The following is a 24,987-nucleotide window of genomic DNA, read 5'->3' on the forward strand; positions in this document are numbered from 1 at the left end:
CCAGACCTGAAACAATCCAAACATTCGCGATCCTCAGAATAAGATAAGCCGTCGCAGTCGACGGGCGCACCACGCAGGCCGCAGTTCCATCAGATCATTGTGAAGGCACGCACGATGAGCAACGGGATCGATCAGGCACTATCCGCAGACTGGCCTTATCCACGGCTCGTCGCACATCGAATCGGCGGTAAGCGCGCGCCGGAGAATACGCTTGCAGGCTTCGACGCGTGCATTCGTTTCGGCTACAGGATGATCGAGTTCGACGCGAAGCTCTCCTCCGACAATCAAGTTTTTCTGCTGCACGACGACAATCTCAACCGCACGACCAATGGCCGCGGCCCCGCCGCGCAACACACGTGGCAACAGCTCGCAGCGCTCGATGCGGGCGCGTGGTTCGATGCGCGCTTCAAGGACGAACGTCTGCCCACACTGGCGCAAGTGGCGGCGCGCTGTGAGCGCGAAGCGATCGCTGCCAACATCGAAATCAAACCTTGTCCGGGCCGCGACGAGATCACGGGGCGTCTCGTCGCGCTCGCCGCGAAGGACTTGTGGCGCGCACGAAAGCCTCTTCTTTCCTCATTTTCATTCGACGCGCTCAAAGCCGCGCGCGATGCCGCGCCATCACTGCCGCGCGGCATGCTGTTCGATGCACTGCCCAGCGACTGGCTGCGCATCGTGCGCGAACTTGCGTGCGTATCGCTGCATGCGAACCACAGACATCTGACTCAACAGAACGTCCGCGCGATGCGCGACGCCGGGCTGCGCGTGCTCGCGTACACGGTGAACGATCCGGCGCGCGCGCGCGAACTCGCGAAGTGGGGCGTCGACATGATTTGTACCGATCGCCTCGATATGATCGGCGAGGACGTCGTCAGCTAAGTGTGCAGGGACACAGACGTCGATAACCCGTTTTCCTAACGTAGCAATTTTCGGCAGAGGATGAGAAGACCATGAAACCGACCACGTTACGTTGTTTGCTTTCGATGTCGGCGCTGGCCGGCGTGACCGTCGCGAGCAATGCGGCAGCGGCGCCTTCCGATGCGCTCGTTGCCGCCGCGAAGCAGGAAGGGCAACTCACAGTAATCGCCCTGCCGCACGACTGGTGCGGCTACGGCCCGATGATTGCGGCATTCCAGAAGAAGTACGGCATCAAGGTCAACGAGCTGAATCCGGATGCGGGGTCCGGCGATGAGATCGAAGCGATCAAGGCGAACAAGGGCAACAAGGGTCCGCAGGCGCCCGACGTGATCGACGTGGGTCTTTCGTTCGGTCCCGCCGCGAAGGCGCAAGGTCTGCTGCAACCGTACAAGGTGTCGACGTGGAAGTCGATTCCGGACGACTCGAAAGATGCTGAGGGCTTCTGGTACGGCGACTACTACGGCGTGCTCGCGTTCGAGGTGAACGCGGACATGATCGACAAGGTCCCGGCAGACTGGAGCGATCTGCAAAAGGCCGACTACAAGAACGCCGTGTCGCTCGCGGGCGATCCGCGCTCAGCGAACCAGGCGATCCAGGGCGTGTACGCAGCGGGCCTCTCCGTCGCGAAGGGCGACGCGAACAAGGCTAGCCAGGCCGGCCTCAAGTACTTCGCCGATCTCAACAAGAGCGGCAACTTCGTGCCCGTGATCGGCAAGGCGGCATCGCTCGCGCAAGGCACGACGCCCATCATCGTCCGCTGGGACTACAACGCGCTCGCCGACCGCGACACGCTCAAGGGCAACCCGAAGGTACACGTGGTCGTGCCGAAGACGGGTGTCGTCGCGGGCGTCTACGTGCAGGCGATCAGCGCGTACGCGCCGCATCCGAACGCGGCGAAGCTGTGGATGGAATACCTGTATTCGGACGAAGGCCAGATCGGCTGGCTGACGGGCTATTGCCATCCGATCCGTTACAACGAACTGGTCTCGCAGAAGAAGGTGCCGCAGGCACTGCTCGACAAGCTGCCGCCTGCGTCCGCATACAAGAGCGCCGTGTTCCCGACCTTGACGCAACAGGACGCGACGAAGGACGTCGTGACGAAGCAGTGGGACCAGGTCGTCGGCGCGAACGTCAAGTAAGCGCGGCGTGATGTTGCGATGCGCGTTGCGATGCGGGCCGCGCTGCGCCGCCCGCATCGCCTGCCGGATGGCGATGATGCCACGCGAGGCAGGGCAGGCGTGTCTGTTCGAGGGGGCGCGAGGGTGAGCGAGGGTGAGTTGATGAGCGCTTCATCGGAAGCCGGGCCGGGCGGCCAGGCGGACCTGATGGTTCCGTCCGTGCTGGTGCCCGCGCCGAAGGTCGACGGTCCGGGCCGGTCGTCGCCGCTGTGGACGTGGATCGGCGTGATGCCGTTCTTTGCCTTTGCATTGCTGTTCCTGATCCTGCCGACGGGCTTTCTGATGGTCGGCGCGTTTCAGGACGCGCAAGGCCACTTCACGCTCGCCAACATGCGCGACCTGTTCCAGGAAGGCACGCTCGACGCGTACTGGATCAGCTTCAAGGTGAGCGCGGCATCGGCGTTCGGCGGCGCGGTGCTCGGCTCGCTGCTCGCATGGGCGGCCGTGCATGGCAAGCTGCCGGGATGGATTCGGCCGACGCTGCTCACGTTCTCGGGCGTCGCATCGAATTTCGCCGGCGTGCCGCTCGCGTTCGCGTTCATCTGCACGTTGGGGCGCGTCGGCCTCGTCACGGTGCTGTTGAAGAAGTACACGGGCGTCAATCTTTATTCAACGGGCTTCAGCATCTTGAGCTTCTGGGGCCTGACGATCACCTACTTGTATTTCCAGATCCCATTGATGGTGCTGATCATCACGCCCGCGCTCGACGGCCTGAAGCGCGAGTGGCGCGAAGCGTGCGATTGCCTCGGCGGTACCGCGTATCAGTACTGGCGTTACGTGGCGTTGCCCGTGCTGTGGCCGAGCGTGCTGGGCGCGACGCTGCTGCTGTTCGCAAACTCGTTCGGCGCGGTCGCGACGGCGTATGCGTTGACGGGCAGTTCGCTGAACATCGTGACGATCCTGCTCTACGCGCAGATTCGCGGCGACGTGCTGCACAACCAGAACCTCGGCTATGCGCTCGCGCTCGGCATGATACTCGTGACGGGGCTGTCGAACGGCGGCTATATCTGGCTGCGCTCGCGTGCCGAAAGGGGGCGCAGATGAGCACGCGATCGAACAACCCGTCGCACACGCAATCGCACGCACAAACGAACACGCAATCGCGTGTTGGCGCATGGACCGCGATGATCGTCGGGTCCCTGTACTTTCTGATTCCGCTGCTCGCGACTTTCGAATTCAGTCTGCGCATGCGGCGCGGCACGTACAGCTTCGACGCGTACCAGGTCGTGCTCTCCGACTCGCATTTTCAGGCGTCGTTCGGCTACTCGATTTTGATGGCGTTGCTGACGATCGTAGTCGGCGTGCTGCTCGTCGTGCCGACGGCGTATTGGGTGCAATTGCGTTTGCCGAAGCTGCGCGGCATCGTCGAGTTCATCACGCTGCTGCCGCTCGTCGTGCCCGCGATCGTGATCGTGTTCGGCTATCTGCGCATCTACAACAGCAGCTCGATTCTCCCGCTGACGTCGAACGAACGCGCGACCGATCTGCTGCTCGTGTTCGGCTACGTGACACTGTCGCTGCCGTACATGTATCGCGCCGTCGATGCCGGGCTGCGCGCCGTCGATATCCGTTCGCTGACGGAAGCAGCCGAATGCCTCGGTGCGAACTGGCCGACCATTCTCTTCAAGGTGATCTTTCCGAACATCCGCTCGGGCATTCTGTCCGGTGCGTTTCTCACCTTTGCGGTCGTGATTGGCGAGTTCACGATTGCGAGCCTGCTCGACCGTCCGGCGTTCGGTCCGTATCTGCAACTGATCGGCGCAAACCGCGCCTACGAGCCGTCCGCGCTCGCGATCATCGCATTTGCCGTCACGTGGGCGTCGATGGGGCTGATTCAGGTATTCGGCTCCGCACGCACGCTCGCTGCACAAAAGCCCTAAATCGAGGCAACGTCATGGCGTTTCTTGAAATCGACAGCCTGCACAAGACATTCGGCGCGAACACGGCGCTGCATCACTTCGACATGAAGATCGAGCGCGGCGAATTCGTCACGTTTCTCGGGCCGTCGGGCTGCGGCAAGACGACGGTGCTGCGCATGATCGCCGGCTTCGAGGCGCCGACGCGCGGCACGATCCGCCTCGACGGCCGCGACGTCACGCATCTGCGCACGCGGCAGCGCAAGGTCGGCATGGTGTTTCAGGCGTATGCGCTCTTTCCGAACATGACGGTCGCCGAGAACATCGGCTTCGGGCTCAAGGTCGCGCATCGTCCGCAAAGCGAAATCAAACAGCGCGTCGACGAGATGCTGCAATTGATCAAGCTGCCGCATCTCGGCGAGCGGTATCCGTGGCAACTGTCGGGCGGGCAGCAGCAGCGCGTCGCGCTGGCACGCGCGCTCGCGGGTAAGCCGCAAGTGCTGTTGCTCGACGAACCGCTCTCGGCGCTCGATGCGAAGATCCGCGTTTCGCTGCGGCAGGACATTCGCGCGCTGCAACGCGAGCTCGGCATCACGTCGATCTTCGTTACGCACGATCAGGAAGAGGCGCTGTCGATTTCCGACCGCATCGTCGTGATGAACGAAGGGCGCGTCGAGCAGATCGGCACGCCGCTCGAGATCTACAACTATCCGCGCACACGTTTCGTCGCGTCGTTTGTCGGCACGCTGAACATTCTGTCCGGGCATGTGATCGATCCGTCGACGGGGCGCATGGCCGTCGACGGCCAGGAACTGCGCACGACGCAAACTCTGCCCGTCGGCGATGCGGGCAAGAAGCGCATGCTCGCGCTGCGTCCCGAAGCGATCGTGCTCGAAGCGCCTGCCGCGGGCCGCAATACGCTGACGGCGACCGTCGAAGAAGTGAGCTTTCTCGGCGCGATCGTGCGCATCCGGACGCGCGTGAAGGACGAAGTGATCTCGCTCGACATCTTCAACGATCCGAACCGCCGATTACCCGAACGCGGCCAGCCTGTTGCGCTCGGTTTCTCGCACGAGAACCTGCTCGTGCTCGAAGAAGGAGCCCAGGGTTAGCCCTGGGTTCTGTCGATAACGGCGTTCGGGAATCCGGACGCTCGCATTCCGGATTTCCGGAAACCCGGAAGCATCGTTTCGTCATCCAGCCGAATTGGCCTTGTAAATCAATGCGCTACGTCTGTTATGCGCGCTGGCATCGACCTTGCGAAAGAGACGTGCGGCCGCAATGGCCCATCCACTACAAAGCAGAGTAACGCGCTAAAGCGCCAACTCTGGTCGATAGGAGACAACGATGCCCGAGTTCCTGTTCTGGTCTCTCTGATTTCGTCGTCTTGTCGCGGGCTTGCTCACCGCGCATGACGCACGTCTGACCGTACCTCATGCGCCACGTGGCCGGCCTTCGGTCCACCCTGGTTTTACTCCATTGCAGGAACACCATCGTGAAGAAACCTTTTTATAAAGTCCTCTACGTGCAGGTGATCGTCGCGATCATCATCGGCATTGCGCTGGGGCACTTCTATCCGTCGCTCGCCACCGACATGAAGCCGCTCGGCGACGGCTTCATCAAGCTGATCAAAATGGTGATCGGGCCGATCATCTTCTGTACCGTCGTGACGGGTATCGCCGGCATGGAAGACATGAAGAAGGTCGGACGCGTGGGCGGCAAGGCGCTGCTGTACTTCGAAATCGTCTCGACGTTCGCGCTGATTCTCGGCTTGGCCGCGACGCACCTGCTGCGGCCGGGCGTCGGCTTCAACGTCGATCCCGCCACGCTCAACGGCAAGGAAGTCGCGTCGTATGCCGCGAAGGCGCATGGCCAGACGACGGTCGACTTCCTGATGCACATCATTCCGGACACGCTCGTATCGGCGTTCTCGCAAGGTGAAATCCTGCAGATCCTGCTGGTCGCGCTGCTGTTCGGCGCAGTGCTCGCGCATATCGGCGAGCGCGGCAAACCGGTGACGAGCTTCATCGAAAGCCTGTCGAGCATCCTGTTCGGCATGGTCGGCATCATCACGAAGCTCGCCCCGATCGGTGCGTTCGGCGCGATGGCGTTCACCATCGGCAAGTACGGCATCGGCTCGCTGCTGCCGATGTTGAAGCTGATCGGCACGTTCTATCTGACGTCGATCGTGTTCGTGGTGGTGGTGCTCGGCATCATCGCGCGGATGGTGGGCTTCAACATCCTGCGCTTCGTCGCGTACATCAAGGAAGAAATGCTGATCGTGCTGGGCACGAGCTCGTCGGAAGCGGCACTGCCGCAATTGATGCTGAAGCTCGAAAAGCTCGGCTGCTCGCGCTCGGTGGTGGGTCTCGTCGTGCCGACGGGCTACTCGTTCAACCTCGACGGCACGAACATCTACATGACGATGGCCGTGCTCTTCATCGCGCAGGCGACCAACACCGACCTAACCTGGGGCCAGCAACTGACGCTGCTCGCCGTGACGATGCTGACGTCGAAGGGCGCAAGCGGCGTGACGGGCGCAGGCTTCATCACGCTCGCCGCGACGCTCGCCGTCGTGCCGACGATTCCGCTGTCGGGCATGGTGCTGATTCTCGGCATCGACCGCTTCATGAGCGAATGCCGCGCGCTGACGAACATCGTCGGCAATGGCGTGGCGACGGTTGTGGTGTCGGCATGGGAAAAGGAACTGGACCGCTCGAAGCTGCGCGCCGCATTGCGCCGCGATGTGTCGGTCAATGAAACGGCTGAGGTCTGAGCCATGAAGGCGGCGCCGCGGCAACATGGCGCGGCGCCGCTCGCAACGAATGCGGCGGCGTCCGATGGATCGCCGCCTGATGCATCCGATGGTCTTGCGGGCGCCGAGGCGCCCGACGGCTTCGACGCGTGCGATGGGCCCGACCAGCCCGACGAACGCGACGATGCGGCGCGATATGCCACAATAGGCGATCCCCATCGAACGACTTCTGCCATCGTGACGCGCCGCCTGCTGATCCTGTTCGCGCTCGTCGCCGGGCTCGTGGCAGCCTGCGGGCTCACGTGGAGCATCACGTGGCAGCACGGCATCGATACGCTGCGGCGCAACGCCGCCGTGCGCGCCGATCGCACGACGAACGCGCTCAGAAGCACGCTCGAGCGCTACGAGTCGCTTCCTTATCTGCTCGGCGAGCACCCCCTCGTTCAGGACGTACTCGTGGCGCCCGACGCGGACAACGTCGCGCGCGCCAATCAATACCTCGAAGACCTCAATCGACGCGCCCGCGCGAACGTCGCGTACATCATCACGGCGGCGGGCCGTTGCGTGGCGGCGAGCAACTGGAACGAGCGCGACAGCTTCATCGGCCAGGAGTACCGGTTCAGGCCGTATTTCGTCGAGGCCGAGAAGGGCAAGGTCGGCCGCTTCTTCGGCATCGGCACGACGTCGCTCGACCCGGGCTACTACATTTCGCAACCGGTGCGACGCGACGACAAGATTGTCGGCGTGGCCGTCATCAAGCTGAATCTCGAATGGCTTCAGGGTGCCGACGCATCCGAGCCGTTGATCGTCACCGACGATCACGGCGTGATCTTTCTGTCGTCGGTGCCCGCGTGGAAGTATCACACCGTCAAGCCGCTTTCGCGCGATGTGATCGCATCGATCTACGCCACGCGCCAGTACGCGCGCCAGCCAATCGCGCCGCTGCCGATGACGGTCGTGCGCACGCTCGAAGGCGGCGCGCAGATCGTGCGTATCGGCGGCGGACGCTATGCGACGCGTTTTCTCGCGTCGACGCGCGCGCTCGGCGAGCCGGATTGGCGGCTCATCACGATGGCGCCCATCGATCCCGTCAATGCGGACGCGCGTTACGCGACGATAGTGACAGGCTTCGGCTATGTGTCACTGTGCCTGTTGCTGTTCTACTGGCGCATGCGACGCGCGCGCGTGCGCGAAGTGATGCGCAGCCGCGCGCTGTTGCAGAAGGCCTATGCCGAGCTGAACCAGCGCGTTGCCGAGCGCACCGCCGATCTGTCGCAGGCAAACGAGCAATTGAAGAAGGAAGTGAGCGAGCGCACGCGTGCCGAACAGGAGTTGCGCGCGGCGCACGACGAACTGATTCAGGCGAGCAAGCTCGCGGCGCTCGGTCAGATGGCGGCGGGCATCACGCATGAGCTGAATCAGCCGCTCGCCGCGTTGCGCGGCTTCTCCGACAACACGCGCGTGTTTCTCGAACGCGGCGACCATGCCTCGGCGAAGGACAATCTCGAAGCGATTGCCGCGCTCACCGAGCGCATGGGCAAGATCACGAATCAGTTGAAGCTCTTCGTCGGCCGCGCGCGGCCGCGCAATGCGCGCGCGGGCGTCGCGCGGGCGCTGCGCAACGTGCTGACGCTGTTGCAGAAACGTTTGCAAGGCGTGACGGTCGATATATCGTTGATCGACGAAGGCGCGGCGCCTGTGCGGCTCGATGTCGACAGCGACGATCCGAAACTGGTCGCGCATTGCGACGACTTGCGGCTCGAACAGGTGCTGATCAATCTGCTCGGCAATGCGCTCGACGCCGTGGCGGGCACGCCCGCGCCGCGCATTGCGATCGACGTGGAATCGGCTCAGGCGCTGCTCAAGATCACCGTGAGCGACAATGGTCCCGGCATTCCCGACGACGTACTGCCACAACTCTTCGAGCCGTTCTTCACGACGAAGGAAATGGGCCAGGGACTCGGACTTGGGCTTGCGATCTGCTCGTCGATTGCGCGCGATTGCGGCGGCTCGCTCATCGCGCGCAACAATGCGCAGGGCGGCGCAGCGTTCGTGCTGACGCTGCGCCGCGCGGGCGCGCAGGCAACCGATATCGCGGACTCCGTCACGACGGGCTCGTGATTCCGCGCGGATTCAACGCATGGTTAGAGATTGGTAGGGAACATGGTGAACAAGGGCGTGCAGGTCCTCTATATCGAAGACGACGAACTCGTGCGGCGTGCGAGCGTGCAAAGCCTGCAGCTCGCGGGGTTCGAAGTGATCGGGCATGCGTCGGTGGAATCGGCGGCGCGGCTGATCAACGCGGATTTTTCGGGCGTGATCGTCAGCGATATCCGCTTGCCCGGCGCGAGCGGTCTCGACCTGCTCGCGCAATGCCGCGAGCGCGCGCCCGATGTGCCCGTGATTCTCGTCACCGGGCACGGCGATATTTCGATGGCCGTGCAGGCGATGCGCGACGGCGCATATGACTTCATCGAAAAGCCGTTCGCGTCGGAACGGCTGATCGAGACCGTGCGCCGCGCGCTGGAGCGGCGCACGCTGGTGCTCGAAAACCTCGCGCTGCGTCGCGAACTCGCGGAGCAGGGCACGCTTGCGCCGCGCATCATCGGACGCAGTCCCGCCATCGAGCAGGTGCGCAAGCTGATTGCGAACGTCGCGCCGACAGACGCCTCCGTGCTGATCAACGGCGACACGGGCGCGGGCAAAGAGCTGATCGCGCGCAGCCTGCACGAGCTGTCGCCGCGACGCGACAAGCCGTTTCTTGCCGTCAACTGCGGCGCGCTGCCCGAGCCGATGTTCGAATCGGAGATGTTCGGCTACGAACCGGGCGCGTTCACGGGCGCGGCGAAGCGACGCATCGGCAAGCTCGAGCACGCGTCGGGCGGCACGCTCTTTCTCGACGAAATCGAAAGCATGCCGCTCGCGTTGCAGGTCAAGCTGCTGCGCGTGCTGCAGGACGGCGTGCTGGAACGGCTCGGCTCGAACCAGCCGATACGTGTCGATTGCCGCATCGTCGCGGCGGCGAAGGGCGACATGACCGGGCACGTCGCGGCCGGCACGTTCCGGCAGGATCTGCTGTATCGGCTCAACGTGGTGACGATTGCGCTGCCGCCGCTGTCGGAGCGGCGCGAGGACATCGTGCCGCTCTTCGAGCATTTTCTGCTCGACGCGGCCGTGCGTTATCAACGGCCCGCGCCGATTCTCACCGACCGGCAGCGCACGAATCTGATGCAGCGCGAATGGCCCGGCAACGTGCGGGAGCTGCGCAATGCGGCGGATCGCTTCGTGCTGGGCGTCGGCGACGATACGGCGACGACGGCCGACGATGCCCTCACGTCGGTTACGCAGCCGTTGAAGGAGCGCGTCGAGCAGTTCGAGCGCGCCGTCATCGCCGAGGCGCTGGAGCAAACGGGCGGCGCCGTCGCGGTGGCGGCGGACAGGCTTCAGGTCGGGAAGGCGACGCTCTACGAAAAGATCAAGCGTTACGGCTTGGCTGCGCGCGGGGAAGGGGAGCGGTGAAGCGAGAGGTGCTGCTGACGGCGGTTGCGCTGTGACGATTCAGCGCGAGGCCCGCCGTCGGGAAGAGAGATTCGAGTGATCAGGTCGTGCCCAGCGCCTTTTGCAGCAGCTGGTCGAGTTCCGCGAACTGCGGCTCGCCGACATAGCGCTTCAGCACCTTGCCATTGCGGTCGATGACGAACGTGGTCGGCGTCAGCTGCACGTTGCCGAACTGCTTCGCGGCCGAGCCGTCGTCCATCGCGACCTTGAACGGCAGGCGGCGCGTTTCCGTGTAATTGGTCACGTACATCGGCGCGTCGTAGCTCATCGCGACGGCGACGAATTCGAGGCCCTTGTCCTTGAAGCGGTTGTACGTCTGGATCATCTGCGGCATTTCCTTCATACAGGTGTCGCAACTCGTCGCCCAGAAGTTGACGAGATAGACCTTGCCTTTCAGATCGGCCGTCGACACTTTCTGGCCGGACAGCAGCGTGAACGTCGCGTCGGGCACGTGCTGTTGGCTGCCGAACGCGAAGTAGCCCGCGACGGCGATCGCGCCAGCAACGAGAGCCGCGGCGATATAGCGAATCGGACTCGAACGCCGGGAGACGTTGCTTTGGAGGGTTTGGCTCATGAACGGGACCTCGGGAAACGCGCGGAAGGCGCGCCGGAACAACACCTTGCGGCGCCGGTACGCGGCAAGACCAGCAGCGGACACGGGCAGACAGGATTTTGTCTCATATTGTAGCGGCAATCCCGCGACGTGGCTGGCGGCGCAGTTAAGCGGTGGATAACAGGGTTGTATGGGGCGGGTAGGGCTAAAGCGGTGAGTTTGGTCGACCGCTTTGCATGGGGCCGGAGTAAGGCGCCAAAGTGCTAACTCCGGTCGACTGCTAAAGCGCTAACTCCGGTCGACAGCGGATAATGATAGTTTCCGTCGTGTAATCTCCGCTCGCCGCGTCATGCTCAGTTCCGTTCTCCGCTTCTTTCGTTCCCTTCATCCGTCCACTTCCTCGTCCGCTTTGGGTTCGCTGCTGGCGGCGGTCGCCGTGCTGTCGGCCGGCTGGCTGCTTGCCGCGTGCTCGCCGACCTACGACTGGCGCACGATCATGAACAACGACAACGGCTACACGGTCGATTTGCCCGCGAAACCGACGTCGGACGAGCGGCAGATCGACATCGACGGCACGCCGATGAAAATGGCGATGCAAATCGCCGAGGCTGGCGACGCCGTGTTCGCCGTGGGCACCGTGATGCTGCCCAGCGACGACCCGCAGGTGCAACGCATGGCGCTCGACTATCTGCGCGCGGGACTCGCGCGCAATCTCGGCACCGAGCCGAACGCGCACGCGACGGCGATTCCACTTGCGGCGGGCGGCCAGGTGCAAGGGCTCGAGATGACGTTCAGCGGCAAGGCGGGCCCGAAACAGGAAGCGCGGACGATGCACGCGCGGCTCGTCGCCAAGGGGCGCCATGTGTATCAGGCGGCCGTGATCGCGAGCAAGGAACCGCCGCCGGAACAGGTCGAACAATTCTTCGAATCGTTCAAACTTTACTGATTTGGGGCCGGATAGATGGGCGACGAACACCTGAGCAAGTGAAAGTTCCTTCGCAGAAAAGACCGCTAATCTCTCGTTTACATGGGACTTTTTCGGTTACTCACAGGTTCTGTGGATAACTTTGTTAGTAACTCTGTGCGGTAGGCCGCAAATGCCCATCGGACGGGCAGGTTGTCAGTTTGCCCTGAATCTCGGCATTTTGAAAAATTCAATAAAATCAAAGACATGTTCAATGCGCCTCACAACGGCCTTTCAGATGTATCTAAATTTATCAGAGGACGGAAAATGTGCATAAGTCAAGTCTTGACATGCAGTTTTTTGTCTTCCGCAGCTTTTACTGGGTGCTGAACGCCCGGCGATATTGCACTGCTTCGGAGATTTGCGCCGCGTTCGGGACGTCGTTGCCCGCGAGATCCGCGATTGTTCTTGCGACCTTGAGCACGCGATAGTAAGCGCGCGCTGACCAGCCGAAGCGCTCGCCCGCTTCGCGCAAGAGCCGCTCGCCGTCACCGTCGGGCCGGCAGACTTCGTCCACTTCGCGGCCGGTCAGTTCGCGGTTCATCTTGCCTTGCCGCCAGAGCTGTCGTTCCCGCGCCGCCTCCACCCGTTGCGCGATCGATGCGCTCACCTCGCCTTGCGTCGTCGAGCGCGCGGACAGTTCGGCAGGCGAGAGCGCTGGAATCTCGATCTGAATATCGATGCGGTCGAGTAGCGGTCCCGACAGCTTGCGCAAATAGCGCGCGGCGACCTCGTGAGTGCATCGGCAGCGGCCGCCCGGGTCGCCGCGCCAGCCACAGGGACAGGGGTTCATCGCCGCGATCAGCTGACACGCAGCGGGAAAATCCGCCTGCAGCGCCGCCCGGGAAATCGTGATGCGGCCGTTTTCCAGCGGCTCGCGCAGCGTTTCGAGCACATGCCTGTCGAATTCGGGCAGCTCGTCGAGGAACAGCACGCCCAGATGGGCGAGTGTTATCTCGCCTGGTTGCGGCGGATTGTGTCCACCGACCAGCGCCGCCGCGCTCGACGAATGGTGTGGCGCGCGAAACGGCCGCCGACGCCACTGCGCGGGCGTGAAGCCGGTTGCGCTGGCTGACAGCAGGGCTGCGGACGTGAGCGCTTCATCGTCGGTCATTGGCGGCAAGAGGCTCGGCAGGCGCGCGGCAAGCATCGACTTGCCCGCGCCGGGCGGACCGATCATCAGCATGTGATGCCCGCCCGCCGCCGCCACTTCGAGCGCGCGCCGGGCGCCGCGCTGGCCGATGACGTCGGCCATGTCGGGTTGCGTTGCGGCTGCGGCGCAGGGCAGCGCCGGCGCCGCGACGGGCGACAGGCGCGCATCGGCTTCACCAGCGAGGTGCGCGCAAAGCGACGGCAGATCCACCGCGCCATAAACAGCCACGCCGGGCACGAGCGCCGCCTCTTTTGCGCTGGCAAGCGGCAGATATAGCTCGGATATGCGATCTTCGGCTCGATCGGATTGCGCGTCGGCAGAAGCATCGGCCGACGGCGAATGACCGCGCGCCGTGCCGCATGCCATCGCGAACGCGCCGCGCATTGGCCGAAGCGCGCCCGTCAGCGACAACTCGCCCGCAAACTCCCGATGCGCGAGCGATTCGGCGGGAATCTGCCCGCTTGCAGCCAGGATGCCGAGCGCAATCGGCAGATCGAAACGTCCGGATTCCTTCGGAAGATCAGCGGGCGCGAGATTGACGGTGATGCGCCGGACGGGAAAATCCAGCCCGCAATTGAGCAGCGCCGCGCGCACGCGTTCGCGGCTTTCGCGCACTTCGAGATCGGGCAGCCCGACAATGGAAAAAGAAGGAAGCCCGTTGGCGAGATGGACTTCGACGGTAACTTCGGGCGCGCGGCCAGCGGCCGGCGCGCGACTGCGCACCACGGCAAGCGACATGTTTTCTCCCGTCCAGACGCGCCTCGCGGGCGCGTCCACCTTAAAGCGCTGATGACGTCACGGGCCGCTTGCCTGTGAGTGCAGATCAGATGAGCGTGCTCAGGAAGATTGCGTCACGGGCAGCTTCTGTTCGAGTTCGGCGACGCGCCGCTCGAGCTCCTCGAGACGCGCGCGGGTGCGCACGAGCACCTGCGTCTGCGTATCGAATTCTTCGCGCGTTACGAGATCGAGCTTCGAGAAGCCCTGCGACAGCATCGCGCGCACATTGCGTTCGACATCTTTGGCCGGCGAGTTCTTGAACAGCTCGCTCACGCGCGCCTGAAAGTCGTTGAAGACGTCGTTTGGTTGTTTCATTTCATTCCCCTTGTTGCACAAAAAATGTGCATGTGTCGTTACGTGCGTGCCTCGCAACACTGAATGATCGTTTGTGGTGCAGACACGCCACCGCCACGTTCCGGCGTGGACGGCTTTGGTGCGTACGCCCGTGGCCCAAGCCTGCAAACACTCTAGCAACGATCCCGAGGGCGCGCCACCGCTCGCGAACGGAACTGGCCATCCGGACAAGTAAACGTGCAAAGCCTTGTGCCATAAGGCCCGGCGGGAGTTTGCCACAAACATGGCATGGACGTTGCTGTTACTGCCGCGCGCACCGGCGGGACGCCGTCTGGAGATGCGTCGTTGCTGCGGTTCCGGGGGCCGTGACCGAAAGCAGGGCGCAAGGCAAATGCAAGTCACGCAACGGGTTGAGTCACTACAGCGAGGATTTCATGAAACTCATTACCGCAATCATCAAGCCGTTCAAGCTCGATGAGGCGCGCGAAGCCCTGTCGGCGATCGGCGTCTCGGGCATTACGGTGACGGAAGTGAAAGGGTTCGGACGTCAGAAGGGCCACACGGAGTTGTATCGGGGAGCGGAATACGTCGTCGACTTTCTGCCGAAGGTGAAGATCGAAGCGGCCGTGTCGGACGACATCGTCGACCAGGCGATCGAAGCCATCGAGCGGGCGGCGCGGACGGGCAAGATCGGTGACGGGAAGATTTTCGTCACGCCGATCGAACAGGTGATTCGTATTCGTACCGGCGAGACCGGCGCGGACGCACTGTAAAAAACAGCGACAAGAGGAAACTGAAGATGCGTAAATTATTGATGTCCCTGCTGATGGCCGGCTCGCTGCTGTCGGTCGGCATCGGCGCTGCCCTCGCGGACGACGCGTCGGCGCCTGCCGCGGCTTCCGCCCCGGACACGACGGCGAGCGCGCCGGCTTCGTCGGATGCAGCTGCGGCGCCCGCAGCCAGCGCGCCCGCCGCGGACGCTTCGGCGGCGCCCGCAGCCAGCGCACCGGCTGACGCATCGGCAGCGGCGGCGGCTTCGGAAGCGGCGCCCGCTGCGCCGACGGCACCGTTCTCGGTCGATTCGTCGAAGCTCAACTCCGGCGACACCGCCTGGATGCTGACCTCCACAGCGCTCGTTCTGTTCATGACGATCCCCGGCCTCGCACTCTTCTACGCCGGCATGGTCCGCAAGAAGAACGTGCTCGCGACCGTCATGCAGAGCTTCGCGATCACCTGTCTCGTGACGGTGATCTGGACCGTGATCGGCTACAGCCTCGCGTTCACGCCGGGCGGCTCGTTCCTCGGCGGCTTCTCGCGCGTGATGCTGCACGGCATGGCCTACATCAAGGGCGACAAGGCGACGACGCTCACCGTCAGCCACCTCGCGCCGACCATTCCCGAATCCGTCTATTTCGTCTACCAGATGACGTTCGCGATCATCACGCCGGCGCTGATCACGGGCGCATTCGCGGATCGCATGAAGTTCTCCGCGATGCTGATCTTCATGACGCTGTGGTCGATCATCGTCTACTCGCCGATCGCGCACATGGTCTGGGAACCGACGGGCTGGCTGGCTAGCGCAGGCATCCTCGACTTCGCGGGCGGCACGGTGGTGCACATCAACGCGGGTGTCGCGGGCCTGATCTGCTGTCTCGTGCTCGGCAAGCGCACGGGCTACGGCAAGGACTCGATGGCGCCGCACAACCTCGTGCTGACGATGATCGGCGGGTCGATGCTGTGGGTGGGCTGGTTCGGCTTCAACGCGGGTTCGGCGGTGGCGGCGGACGGCCGTGCCGGTTTTGCGATGCTGACGACGCAGGTTGCAACGGCCATGGCGGCGCTCGGCTGGATGTTCGCTGAATGGATCGCGAAGGGTAAGCCGTCGGTGCTCGGCATCGTGTCGGGCGCGGTGGCGGGCCTGGTGGCGATCACGCCTGCGTCGGGCTTCGTCGGCGTGGGCGGCGCACTCGCCATCGGCCTGATCGCGGGCGTGGTCTGCTTCTGGTCGGCCACCTGGCTCAAGCACAAGATGGGCTACGACGACTCGCTCGACGCTTTCGGCGTGCACTGCATCGGCGGTATCGTCGGCGCGATCCTGACGGGGGTGTTCGCGGTCAAGGACATCGGCGGCTTCGACGGCAGCGTCATCCTTCAGTTGAAGGGCGTTCTGACGACGCTCGTCTACAGCGGCGTGATCAGCTTCATTCTGCTGAAGCTGATCGACGTGACGATCGGCCTGCGCGTGACGGAAGAAGAAGAGCGCGAAGGTCTGGACGTGATCCTGCACGGCGAGCACGTCGAGTAAGGCAAGCGTCTCCCGGCAACGGGATTTGCGAAAAGTTCAAGCACAGCGACTTTGGCCCGCCTTCACGGCGGGCTTTTTTCATGCTGCGGCAGTTCGTCCTAGCCGCATGCCGGACGTACGGCAAAGCTCCGACTGCCCCGCAGAGCGCGCCCCAATCTTGTCTCACAAACAGCAGATTTCCGGCTATCGTTGATATAGGGAGAATGCATTCACCCACAACTTGCGAATGGAGAAAGCGTCCCCAAATGGGCAGGGCAATTGCTCTACAATCTTTTTTCTCCAGTCTGCGAGTGATCAATGGTTCCGCATTTAGTTACGGCGTTAAACGGTCCGCTGCTCGACCTCGAGCGGAAGATCCTCGACGCGACGCCCGCCATCGAACGCTGGTTCCGCCTCGAATGGCAGGAGCACACGCCGCCGTTCTATTGCTCGGTCGATCTGCGTAACGCTGGCTTCAAGCTCGCGCCCGTCGACACGAACCTCTTTCCCGGCGCGTTCAACAACCTGCCGCAGGAAACGCTGCCGCTCGCCGTACAGGCGGCGATGGCGTCGATCGAAAAGATCTGCCCGGACGCGAAGAATCTGCTCGTCATCCCCGAACGTCACACGCGCAATGCGTTTTATCTGGAAAACGTCGCGCGGCTCGCGACGATCATGCGTCAGGCGGGCTTGAACGTCCGCTTCGGCACGCTCGACGAAAGCATCGTCGGGCCCGTCACCATTTCGCTGTCGGACGGGCAGAAGATCGTGCTTGAGCCGCTGGAGCGCTCGGCGCGCCGGATCGGTCTGAAGAACTTCGATCCGTGCTCGATCCTGCTGAACAACGACCTGTCGGGCGGCATTCCGCCGATTCTCGAAAACCTGCACGAGCAATATGTGCTGCCGCCACTGCACGCCGGCTGGGCCGTGCGCCGCAAGTCGACGCACTTCTCGTGCTACGACGACGTCGCGAAGAAGTTCGCGAAGATGGTCGAAATCGATCCGTGGATGATCAATCCGTACTTCGCGCACGTCGAAGGCGTCGATTTCGAGGCGCGCACGGGTGAGGAAGCGCTTACCGACGCGATCGACGGCGTGCTGAAGAAGATCGCGAAGAAGTACCGCGAGTACGGTATTTCCGAAAAGCCGTATGTCGTCATCAAGTCGGATGCGGGCACCTACGGCATGGGCGTGATGACGGTGCATGACGCTTCGGAAGTGGCCGCGCTCACGAAGCGCGAGCGCACCAAGATGGCGACCACGAAGGAAGGGCTCGAAGTGCACGACATGATCGTGCAGGAAGGCGTGTACACGTTCGAGCGTATCGGCGAGGAGGTGGCCGAGCCCGTCGTGTACATGATCGACCGTTACGTGGTGGGCGGTTTCTATCGCGTGCACGGCAGCCGCGACCGCGACCAGAACCTGAACGCGCCGGGCATGCACTTCGTGCCGCTCGGCTTCGAGCATACGGCGCTCCCCGATGCGCACGCGAAGCCGGGCGCCGCGCCGCCGAACCGCTTCTACATGTATGGCGTGGTTGGGCGGCTGGGGCTGCTGGCGGCGTCGGTGGAACTGGAAAAGACCGATCCCGAGGCGATTCAGGTCTGACGGCGGGCGCGCCCGTTGCTGCCGGCAAGGCGTGCAAGCCCGTCGCCGGAGAATGAATGCGGGCGGGCGCGCGGCAAGCATGTCGGGCGTACTCACGGTAGGCTGTTGCCCCGGCGGAATCGAATGCCGCCGGACGGGCACGCAGACGCACGGCATCGGCGCGTTTGCCGTACGCTATATCGAACAACGCGCGGCCCGCGAGGGCGCATCAGGAACTCCATGGATATTCTCTTCATCGCCGACCCGCTTTCCCGCTTCAAGATCTACAAGGATTCGACCTACGCGATGATGGCCGAGGCCGCGAAGCGCGGTCACACGCTCTACGCGTGCGAGCCGGAGCATCTGGCGTGGACGGGCTCCGGCGTCGAGGCGAACGTGTATCGCTTTGAGATCGTCGGCGATCAGTCGGACGGCCATCGCGACGTCTGGTACGAAGCGCAACCAGTCGAAGCGCGCGCGCTGGCGGGCTTCGGCGCGGTGCTGATGCGCAAGGACCCGCCCTTCGACATGGAATACGTGACGTCGACGTGGCTGCTCGAACTTGCGGAACGCGCGGGCGCGCGCATCTTCAACAAGCCGCAGGCGATTCGCGACCATTCGGAAAAGATGGCGATCGGCGAGTTCCCGCAGTTCGTCGCGCCGACGCTCGTCACGCGCGATCCGGCCCGTCTGCGCGCCTTCCACGCAGAGCACGGCGACGTGATCCTGAAGCCGCTTGACGGCATGGGCGGCATGGGCGTGTTCCGCGTGAAGGCGGACGGCATGAACCTCGGCTCGATCGTCGAGATGCTGAGCCACGACGGCGCGCGTTCGGTGATGGCGCAGAAGTTCATCCCCGAGATCAAGGCGGGCGACAAGCGCATTCTGCTGATCGGCGGCGAGCCGGTGCCGTATTCGCTTGCGCGCATTCCGCAGGGCAGCGAGGTGCGCGGCAATCTCGCGGCGGGCGGTCTGGGCGTTGCGCAATCGCTGACGGCGCGCGATCGGGAGATCGCCGAAGCGCTCGGGCCGGTGCTGAACGCGCGCGGGCTGTTACTCGTCGGGCTGGATGCGATCGGCGACTGGCTGACGGAAGTGAATGTCACGAGTCCGACCTGCTTCCGCGAGATCATGGATCAGACGGGGTTCGACGTCGCGGCAATGTTCATCGATGCGCTAGAGAAGGCCGTCGGTTGAAGCGGCGCGCGTGCGCCGCCATGTTCTGCACTGAAGGCAATGAAGGTTCGCGCTGTCGGCCAGCCAGGCGTGAAAAGGCCGAAAGCGCGAAAATGAGGCTGTTACAATGCCCGCTCGCCTGATAGCGGCCCGTGAAGGGCAGCGTGATCCGGCCCCTTGGCGGCCTGATCTCAGGCGAGTTCGATGGGCCTCGTTTCCCGCTTGCCGCGCAAGGCTTTCCATCTGACGCGCGGCGCACGGGAAGCAGGGCAGCGATTTCCGGGCGGTTTTCTGCAGCAAGGCTGACATGGCAGGCATTCTGATCATTGCGCACGCTCCCTTCGCCACAGCGCTACGCGAGTGTGTCGCGCACATATACGGCGGCTTGCCCGCCCGCATCGGCGTCATCGACGTGTCGCCCGATTGCGATCCCGTACAGGTCGTTTCGTCCGCGTATGCGGAGATCGACAGGCTCAAGGAAGAAAACGGCACGCTTGTGTTGACCGACATGTTCGGCGCGACGCCGGCGAACATTGCAGGCCGGCTCGCGTCCCTTCCCGATGTGCGCGTGTTGGCGGGCGTGAATCTGCCGATGCTGGTGCGCGCCGTCTGTTATCGCGCGACGCCGCTCGATGTGCTCGTCGACAAGGCGCTGGCGGGCGCGACCAAAGGCATTCAAGCCGTCGGACCGGCGACGCCGCCGCCCGCCGTTCCCGTCGCGAGCACCGCTGATTGCATTCCCGCATTACCGCCGGACAAGGCACTAGCCGAAACCTGCAAGGCCGGCAACGGGTCCGGCTGCGATTCAAACGACGCGTGAGCGCCGCATATCATCCGCCACACGGCAAGCGCGCCGCGTGTGGCGGGTTTTTGTGTGTACCTCGATAACTTCAACACCAGCGCATCGGAACAACACATGCTGCAACAAGAAACAACCATCGTGAACAAGCTGGGGCTGCACGCTCGCGCATCGGCCAAGCTGACGCAACTTGCCGCCAACTTCCAGGCGGAAATCTGGATGAGCCGCAGCGGCCGGCGCATCAACGCGAAGAGCATCATGGGCGTGATGATGCTGGCAGCGGGCATCGGCAGTACGGTGTTGATCGAGACGGAAGGCGAGGACGAGAAAGAAGCGATGGATGCACTGCTTCAACTGATCGCCGATAAATTCGGCGAAGGCCAATAAGAAATCTGCCGTTAAAAATCCGCTCCCGCTTTCGTTTTGAATGAGACGCCGCGATGTCGCGGCGTTTTCTTTTTGACGGCCGCGTTTGTCCGTCGGATGAGGCTTGCTGCCCCATCGTGCCGCTGCGCATATTCCGAAGATCGATGTTCCAACGATGTATTCCCGACGCAAGCACATGGCAAGCCGGGCGACAGCATCGCGGTCGAAGGCCATGCCTCGTGATGCTGCGCTGCACAGCACCTTGGCGCGCTACGGAATTTATAATGATCGGCGGGGTCTGAGAGCACTGCAGCGGTTTGCCGCGGCATTACACAACTAGAGGAGGTGCGCGTGTCGTTCACGCTGCATGGAATTCCCGTGTCACGAGGTATCGCCATCGGGCGGGCATATCTGATCGCCCCGGCTGCGCTGGACGTCGACCACTATCTGATCGAGCCCACCCAGATCGAGGACGAGGTGGAGCGCTTTCGCGCGGCCCAGCGGGTCGTTCATCAGGAGCTCGACGAACTGCGCGCCGATCTGGCCGCCGACGCGCCCACCGAAATGGGCGCGTTTCTCGACGTACATTCAATGATCCTGAACGATGCGATGCTCGTTCAGGAAACCATCGACCTCATCCGCACTCGCCGCTACAACGTCGAATGGGCGTTGACGGAACAGCTCGAACGCCTGACGCGCCACTTCGACGAAGTGGAAGACGAGTATCTGCGTGAGCGCAAAGCCGACATCGAACAGGTGGTCGAGCGCGTGCTGAAGGCGCTCGCGGGCGCGACGGGCTCGCTCGTCAGCATCCACGGCCGCTGCGACGAAATGATCGTGGTCGCGCACGACATTGCGCCCGCCGACATGATGCAGTTCAAGACGCAGACCTTCCAGGGCTTCGTCACGGATCTGGGCGGCCGCACGTCGCATACGGCGATCGTCGCCCGCAGCCTCGGCATTCCCGCGACGGTCGGTGTGCAGCACGCGAGCGCGCTGATCCGCCAGGACGATCTGATCATCGTCGACGGCGACCATGGCATCGTGATCGTCGATCCGGCGCCGATCGTGCTCGAAGAATATTCGTACCGGCAGAGCGAGAAGGCGCTGGAGGCGCGCAAGCTTCAGCGTCTGAAATTCTCGCCGACGCAGACGGTGTGCGGCACGCGCATCGAGCTGTGCGCGAACATCGAGCTGCCCGAGGACGCGCAGTCGGCGCTCGACGCGGGCGCGACGGGCATCGGCCTGTTCCGTACCGAGTTCCTCTTCATGAACCAGAAGCATGGGATGCCGGAAGAGGAGGAGCAGTTCACCGCCTACAGGCGCGCGGTCGAGTTGATGAACGGGATGCCCGTGACGATCCGCACGATCGACGTCGGCGCTGACAAGCCGCTCGATTCGATCGGCGACGAATACGAAACGGCGCCGAACCCGGCGCTCGGCCTTCGCGCGATCCGCTGGAGCCTGTCCGAGCCGCACATGTTCCTGACGCAACTGCGCGCGATCCTGCGCGCGTCGGCGTATGGCGCAGTGAAGATTCTGATTCCGATGCTCGCGCATGCACGCGAGATCGACCAGACGCTCGATCTGATCCAGGAAGCCAAACGCCAGCTCGACGATGCAGGCCTCGCCTACGACCCGAACGTGCGCGTCGGCGCGATGATCGAGATTCCCGCTGCGGCGATCGCGTTGCCGCTGTTCCTGAAGCGGCTCGACTTCCTGTCGATCGGCACGAACGACCTGATCCAGTACACGCTCGCGATCGATCGCGCCGACAACGCCGTCGCGCATCTGTACGACCCGCTGCATCCCGCCGTGCTGCATCTGATCGCGCTCACGCTGCGCGAGGCGAAGCGGGCGGGCGTGCCGGTGTCGATCTGCGGGGAAATGGCGGGCGATCCGGCGCTGACGCGTCTGTTGCTCGGCATGGGACTGACGGAATTTTCGATGCATCCGAGCCAGTTGCTGCTCGTGAAGCAGGAGATCCTGCGCTCGCATCTGAAGGCGCTGGAAAAGCCCGTCGCCGACGTGCTCGCGGCATTCGAGCCTGAAGAGGTGCAGTCGGCGCTGGAACGGGTCGCGCGGGCTTGAGCTGTAGTTGTTCGTTCGGGCGCTTCGGCTTGATTGATCCAGCGCCCGAAATCAGATGAGTCGTTGCGGCGGTTCTTTCTTATGAATGATCGCGCTCGCCGCACACGGTGCAATCCCGCTGACGCGCGATGCGCATCGTGTTCCACTCCATCCGCAACGAATCGAGCATCATCAGGCGGCCGACCAGCGGCTCGCCGACGCCCGCGATCACGCGCAGCGCTTCCGCCGCCTGCATCGCGCCGATGATCCCGACCGTCGGCGCAAACACGCCCATCGTCGAGCACGCGACTTCCTCGAACGGCTGATCCTCCGGAAACACGCACGCGTAGCACGGCGAGTCGTCGTTGCGGAAATCGAATGTGCTGATCTGGCCGTCGAAACGCAGCGCCGCGCCCGATACGAGCGGCACGCCGTGCGCGACGCACGCGCGATTGATCGCGTGGCGCGTCGCGAAGTTGTCCGTGCAGTCGAGCACGACAGTCGCTTGCGGCACGGAGCGATCGAGCCACGCATCGTCGACGCGTTCGGCCACCGCGTTCACTTCGACATCCGGATTCAGTTGCGCGATCGTGTCGCGTCCCGATTCGACCTTCAGCCGTCCCACCGACTTCGTGACGTGCAGGATCTGCCGCTGCAGATTGGTGAGATCGACGGTATCGGCATCGACGAGCGTCAGCTTGCCGACACCCGACGCCGCCAGATACATCGCCGCTGGCGAGCCGAGGCCGCCTGCGCCGACCACGATCGCATGCGCGTCGAGAAAGCTCTGCTGAGCCTCGATGCCGAGTTCGTCGACGAGAATGTGACGGGAATAGCGCAGAAGTTGATCGTCGTTCATGGCGGGGCGCGGCGTGTGTCGTATGTGTCGCGCTCGCTCGATACGGGAGGCGGCGCGGTTCTCGTTATTTTAATCGCGCGGAGGAAGGTGTCTTCGCGGCACTGGCCGCGAAGACACCGGGGATGCGCCGTAGCGCTTACTTGCTCGGCGTAGCAGGTTGCGAAGCCGGCGCTGTAGCCGAACCGGGCGCCGCCGGGGTGGTCGCCGTCGGCGTGGCGGGCAGCGCGGGCTTCACGGCGACGGGCGCCGAAGCCGATTGCGCCGGCTTGTTCTGCGCGAGACGCCGCTCCATCAGCGACTTCGATTCGACCACCTGCTTGCCTTCGAGCTTGTTCAGGCCTTGCTGCAGCATGAAGTCGTCAGCGGAACCGAACTCGATCGGCTTGCGATCGCGATCCTTCGCGCGCTGTTCCGGCGTCTTCTTGTCGTTCTGCTCTTCGAGCTGACGCAACTGGTCCATGCGCTCCTGTTCGCGCTGTTCCTGTTCCTTCTTCTCGTTCGGGTCCTGCGTGTTCGCAAGGTGATTCGAGTAGTCGACTTCTCGCGTGACGAGTGCGTCGTCGGGGTCGCCGTCCGCATACTGGTCGACGGCGATGTCAGGCCGGATGCCCTTGTTCTGGATCGAGCGGCCGCTCGGCGTGTAGTAGTACGCCGTGGTCAGACGCAGTGCGGTGTCCGCCGTCATCGGACGCACGGTCTGCACCGATCCCTTGCCGAACGTCGTCTTGCCGACGATCATCGCGCGATGCTGATCCTGCAGCGCGCCCGCGACGATTTCGGACGCCGACGCCGAGTAGGCGTTGGTCAGCACGATCATCGGCACGGTCTTGAAGACGGGCGGCAGATTCTTCAGCGGATCGCCGTCGAAGGACGGCAGGCGATAGTTGTCGAAGGTATCGCGGTAGACCTGCTTCGAATCCGGAATCTGGCCGTTCGTCGACACGACGACGGAATCGGGCGGCAGGAACGTGCCGGCCACACCTACGGCACTTTGCAGCAGGCCGCCGCCGTTGTTGCGCAGATCGAGGATCAGGCCCTTCAGGTTCGGCTGCTGGCGCGCGATGTCCTGCAGCTTCGCGGCGAGGTCAGGCGTCGTGCGTTCCTGGAAGCTCGTGATGCGCACGTACGCGTAGCCCGGCGCGAGGATCTTCGACTTCACGCTCTGGACCCGGATGACCGCGCGCGTGACCGTGAGCGGGAACGTGCGGTCGTCGGTCTTGCGGAAGATGGTGAGCGTGACCTTGGTGCCCGGGTCGCCGCGCATCTGCTTGACGGCTTTATCCAGCGTCATGCCGCGCACGGGCTTGTCGTTGATGCGGGTGATCAGGTCGCCCGGACGGATGCCGGCGCGGAACGCGGGCGTGTCCTCGATCGGCGAGATGACCTTGATCAGGCCGTCTTCCTGCGAGATCTCGATGCCGAGGCCCGCAAAGCGGCCCTTGGTCTGCTCCTGCAGTTCTTCGTAGTCGGACTTGTCGAGATACGACGAGTGCGGATCGAGGCTCGACACCATGCCCTTGATCGCGGACGTCAGCAGTTTTTTGTCGTCGACCGGCTCCACGTACTCATGCTTGATCTGCCCGAAGACTTCGGCGAAGAGCCTCAACTGGTCGAGCGGCAACGGCGCGGACGCGGGTTGCTGGGCCGAGGCGCTCAGTTGCAGGGTTGCAAAAACGCCGGTAGCGAGGCCCGCGGCGATAAGGCCGATGGATTTCAGGTTCTTTCGCATAGAGTATGTTGCGGTCGGATGCGGGTGGCAGCGTCAAAGGAAAAGGACGGACAAGTATAACGTGACGCTCGCACGGCCCGTACCTGAGGGTTGATCGAGATTCGACAGCGA

Annotated in this window: 21 protein-coding genes; 16 read left to right on the forward strand and 5 right to left on the reverse strand. The window is 63.6% G+C overall.

Features of this window, described 5'->3' with window-relative positions; translation table 11 throughout:
- The first annotated feature begins 114 nt into the window (after positions 1-114).
- From ugpQ to AB4Y32_RS01540, 8 genes are all read left to right on the forward strand, one after another.
- Complete coding sequence (gene ugpQ, locus AB4Y32_RS01505; RefSeq protein WP_368719642.1) at positions 115-879, forward strand: glycerophosphodiester phosphodiesterase; 765 nt, start codon at positions 115-117, stop codon at positions 877-879.
- A gap of 71 nt (positions 880-950) precedes the next feature.
- Positions 951-2,057, forward strand: a complete 1,107-nt coding sequence (locus tag AB4Y32_RS01510; RefSeq protein WP_368719643.1) for an ABC transporter substrate-binding protein — start codon at positions 951-953, stop codon at positions 2,055-2,057.
- A 141-nt stretch (positions 2,058-2,198) separates the two neighbouring features.
- Positions 2,199-3,140: an ABC transporter permease gene (locus tag AB4Y32_RS01515; RefSeq protein ID WP_368719644.1), complete on the forward strand. Its 942-nt coding sequence runs from the start codon at positions 2,199-2,201 to the stop codon at positions 3,138-3,140.
- Positions 3,137-3,976, forward strand: a complete 840-nt coding sequence (locus tag AB4Y32_RS01520; RefSeq protein ID WP_368719645.1) for an ABC transporter permease — start codon at positions 3,137-3,139, stop codon at positions 3,974-3,976. The genes AB4Y32_RS01515 and AB4Y32_RS01520 overlap by 4 nt, the downstream gene beginning before the upstream one ends.
- 14 nt (positions 3,977-3,990) lie before the next feature.
- A complete protein-coding gene (locus AB4Y32_RS01525; RefSeq protein ID WP_368719646.1) occupies positions 3,991-5,064 on the forward strand; it encodes an ABC transporter ATP-binding protein in 1,074 nt (357 codons plus the stop codon).
- A 383-nt stretch (positions 5,065-5,447) separates the two neighbouring features.
- Entirely contained in the window at positions 5,448-6,728 is a 1,281-nt protein-coding gene (locus AB4Y32_RS01530; RefSeq protein WP_368719647.1) for a dicarboxylate/amino acid:cation symporter, read from the forward strand.
- Between the two features lie 3 nt (positions 6,729-6,731).
- Positions 6,732-8,828, forward strand: coding sequence for a sensor histidine kinase (locus AB4Y32_RS01535; protein ID WP_368719648.1), 2,097 nt, complete (start codon positions 6,732-6,734; stop codon positions 8,826-8,828).
- Between the two features lie 42 nt (positions 8,829-8,870).
- A complete protein-coding gene (locus tag AB4Y32_RS01540; protein ID WP_368719649.1) occupies positions 8,871-10,226 on the forward strand; it encodes a sigma-54-dependent transcriptional regulator in 1,356 nt (451 codons plus the stop codon).
- A 79-nt stretch (positions 10,227-10,305) separates the two neighbouring features.
- Here AB4Y32_RS01540 and AB4Y32_RS01545 read toward each other — a convergent pair whose 3' ends face one another.
- Complete coding sequence (locus AB4Y32_RS01545; protein WP_368719650.1) at positions 10,306-10,839, reverse strand: TlpA disulfide reductase family protein; 534 nt, start codon at positions 10,837-10,839, stop codon at positions 10,306-10,308.
- Positions 10,840-11,167: 328 nt separating this feature from the next.
- Between AB4Y32_RS01545 and AB4Y32_RS01550 the strand changes: the two genes are divergently transcribed.
- Positions 11,168-11,764 carry a hypothetical protein gene (locus AB4Y32_RS01550; RefSeq protein WP_368719651.1) on the forward strand — a complete coding sequence of 199 codons (597 nt, stop codon included), beginning with the start codon at positions 11,168-11,170 and terminating at the stop codon, positions 11,762-11,764.
- Between the two features lie 334 nt (positions 11,765-12,098).
- On the opposite strand, the gene AB4Y32_RS01555 is transcribed toward AB4Y32_RS01550, so the two are convergent.
- Both AB4Y32_RS01555 and AB4Y32_RS01560 read right to left on the reverse strand, forming a co-directional pair.
- A complete protein-coding gene (locus AB4Y32_RS01555; protein WP_368719652.1) occupies positions 12,099-13,673 on the reverse strand; it encodes a YifB family Mg chelatase-like AAA ATPase in 1,575 nt (524 codons plus the stop codon).
- Between the two features lie 99 nt (positions 13,674-13,772).
- Positions 13,773-14,027 carry an accessory factor UbiK family protein gene (locus tag AB4Y32_RS01560; protein WP_087734194.1) on the reverse strand — a complete coding sequence of 85 codons (255 nt, stop codon included), beginning with the start codon at positions 14,025-14,027 and terminating at the stop codon, positions 13,773-13,775.
- A gap of 413 nt (positions 14,028-14,440) precedes the next feature.
- On the opposite strand from AB4Y32_RS01560, the gene AB4Y32_RS01565 reads away from it, so the two are divergent.
- The 7 genes from AB4Y32_RS01565 (at position 14,441) to ptsP (ending at position 22,309) form a co-directional block, all read left to right on the forward strand.
- On the forward strand, positions 14,441-14,779 hold the full coding sequence (locus tag AB4Y32_RS01565) for a P-II family nitrogen regulator (RefSeq protein WP_020566534.1): 339 nt from the start codon (positions 14,441-14,443) through the stop codon (positions 14,777-14,779).
- Between the two features lie 26 nt (positions 14,780-14,805).
- Positions 14,806-16,311, forward strand: coding sequence for an ammonium transporter (locus AB4Y32_RS01570; protein WP_368719653.1), 1,506 nt, complete (start codon positions 14,806-14,808; stop codon positions 16,309-16,311).
- Positions 16,312-16,608: 297 nt separating this feature from the next.
- Positions 16,609-17,898: a glutamate--cysteine ligase gene (gene gshA / locus AB4Y32_RS01575; protein WP_368719654.1), complete on the forward strand. Its 1,290-nt coding sequence runs from the start codon at positions 16,609-16,611 to the stop codon at positions 17,896-17,898.
- Positions 17,899-18,117: 219 nt separating this feature from the next.
- Positions 18,118-19,074, forward strand: a complete 957-nt coding sequence (gshB, locus tag AB4Y32_RS01580; protein ID WP_368719655.1) for a glutathione synthase — start codon at positions 18,118-18,120, stop codon at positions 19,072-19,074.
- 286 nt (positions 19,075-19,360) lie between these two features.
- Positions 19,361-19,873: a PTS sugar transporter subunit IIA gene (locus AB4Y32_RS01585; protein WP_342942526.1), complete on the forward strand. Its 513-nt coding sequence runs from the start codon at positions 19,361-19,363 to the stop codon at positions 19,871-19,873.
- Between the two features lie 96 nt (positions 19,874-19,969).
- Positions 19,970-20,239, forward strand: coding sequence for an HPr family phosphocarrier protein (locus AB4Y32_RS01590; RefSeq protein ID WP_368719656.1), 270 nt, complete (start codon positions 19,970-19,972; stop codon positions 20,237-20,239).
- A gap of 330 nt (positions 20,240-20,569) precedes the next feature.
- The gene (ptsP, locus tag AB4Y32_RS01595; protein ID WP_368719657.1) at positions 20,570-22,309 is read left to right on the forward strand and encodes a phosphoenolpyruvate--protein phosphotransferase; all 1,740 of its coding nucleotides are present in this window, start codon (positions 20,570-20,572) and stop codon (positions 22,307-22,309) included.
- 79 nt (positions 22,310-22,388) lie between these two features.
- On the opposite strand, the gene AB4Y32_RS01600 is transcribed toward ptsP, so the two are convergent.
- Both AB4Y32_RS01600 and AB4Y32_RS01605 read right to left on the reverse strand, forming a co-directional pair.
- Positions 22,389-23,147 carry a ThiF family adenylyltransferase gene (locus AB4Y32_RS01600; RefSeq protein ID WP_368719658.1) on the reverse strand — a complete coding sequence of 253 codons (759 nt, stop codon included), beginning with the start codon at positions 23,145-23,147 and terminating at the stop codon, positions 22,389-22,391.
- Between the two features lie 136 nt (positions 23,148-23,283).
- Positions 23,284-24,876 carry a S41 family peptidase gene (locus AB4Y32_RS01605; RefSeq protein WP_368719659.1) on the reverse strand — a complete coding sequence of 531 codons (1,593 nt, stop codon included), beginning with the start codon at positions 24,874-24,876 and terminating at the stop codon, positions 23,284-23,286.
- Positions 24,877-24,987 lie beyond the last annotated feature (111 nt).

Source organism: Paraburkholderia phymatum (assembly GCF_040965635.1).
GTDB classification, from domain to species: domain Bacteria; phylum Pseudomonadota; class Gammaproteobacteria; order Burkholderiales; family Burkholderiaceae; genus Paraburkholderia; species Paraburkholderia phymatum_B.